The organism is Streptomyces alkaliphilus, from assembly GCF_014141535.1.
Classification (GTDB): Bacteria; Actinomycetota; Actinomycetes; order Streptomycetales; family Streptomycetaceae; genus Streptomyces; species Streptomyces alkaliphilus.
Genome location: NZ_VKHT01001293.1, coordinates 1 through 1,158 on the forward strand (window position 1 = coordinate 1; position 1,158 = coordinate 1,158).

The following is a 1,158-nucleotide window of genomic DNA, read 5'->3' on the forward strand; positions in this document are numbered from 1 at the left end:
GACCCGGGGGGCGAGGGTCGGGGTGGGGGCGGTGGCCGCGATGAGGGAGCTGGGCGCGACGTCGGAGCGCTGGAGCTGGCGGCGGGACTTGCTGGGGCTCACTGGGGGATCTCCGTGGTGAGGCGGTCGGCGAGTTTGGCGTACAGGGCGATGACCTCGGTGGCGCGGGATCCCATGGCTGCGAGGGGCAGTCCTTCGTCCGCGGCGTCCTTGATGACGGTGCGCTCGGGTACCGCCGGCTCCCACACCGCGTCGGGGAAGAGTCGGGGGATCTGGTCCATGTGGTGGTCGTGGCTCTTCAGCCCGGCGCGGACTCGGCAGGGGATGGCACCGACGAGTCGCAGTTCGGGGTTGGCGAGGTGCTGCTTGTTGGCGTCGATGAAGTCTCGGAAGCGGACTGCGCCCTCGAGGCCGTCGCGTTCGGGTTCGACGGTGGCCAGGGCGACGTCAGCGGCTGCGAGTGCGAGCTGGGTGAGGTGGCCCAGTGAGGGCGGGCAGTCGATGAGGGTGTAGTCGTAGGCGTCGGTGACGCCGTCCAGGGCTCGGTCCAGGCGTCCGAGGGCGCCGACCACTCCGGCTTCGCTGACGCGGTTCTCCAGGTCGAAGCGGGAGGGTGCGAGGGCGATGCGGGAGGCGTGGGGGAGGTCCCAGCCGATGGAGGTGATGACCTGGGCGGCGACTCCCTCGGTTCCGGCCTGCACGGCCTCCACGAGGGTGGGTGTGGGGTTGTTCGGGTCCCAGGCCCAGCCCAGGCGTCGGCTCGCGTTGGCCTGGGGGTCGAGGTCGACCACCAGGACGCGGTGCCCGCGTGCGGCCAGAGCGTCAGCGAGGTTGACTGTGGTCGCCGACTTCCCGCTGCCTCCCTTGTTGTTCCCTATGGCGACTCGTGTCACCGGTGACCTCCCTTGCCGGGCGCCGCAGGATGCGGCGCGTCCGGGGGAAACGGTATCGGTCCGGTGGGCGGATATGGGATCCGGAAACACGAAAGGCCCCACCCGGGCGCGTGAGGGCGCCTGGGCGGGGCCGGTGGTCACTACTGCTTGAGGTACACGATCCCCCAGTCGGTGCCGGGGGAGTCGACCCAGCGGATGAGGGTGATCTCGCCGTCCCGGAACAGCTCTACGAGGGTCTTCTCGGGGGTGGTGGGCTCGGTGGGCT

The 1,158-nt window shown here is 70.8% G+C and carries 1 protein-coding gene; it reads right to left on the reverse strand.

The annotated features are described in order from the left end of the window. Positions 1–98: 98 nt before the first annotated feature. Positions 99–893 carry a ParA family protein gene (locus FNQ90_RS24060; RefSeq protein ID WP_182608271.1) on the reverse strand — a complete coding sequence of 265 codons (795 nt, stop codon included), beginning with the start codon at positions 891–893 and terminating at the stop codon, positions 99–101. Positions 894–1,158 lie beyond the last annotated feature (265 nt).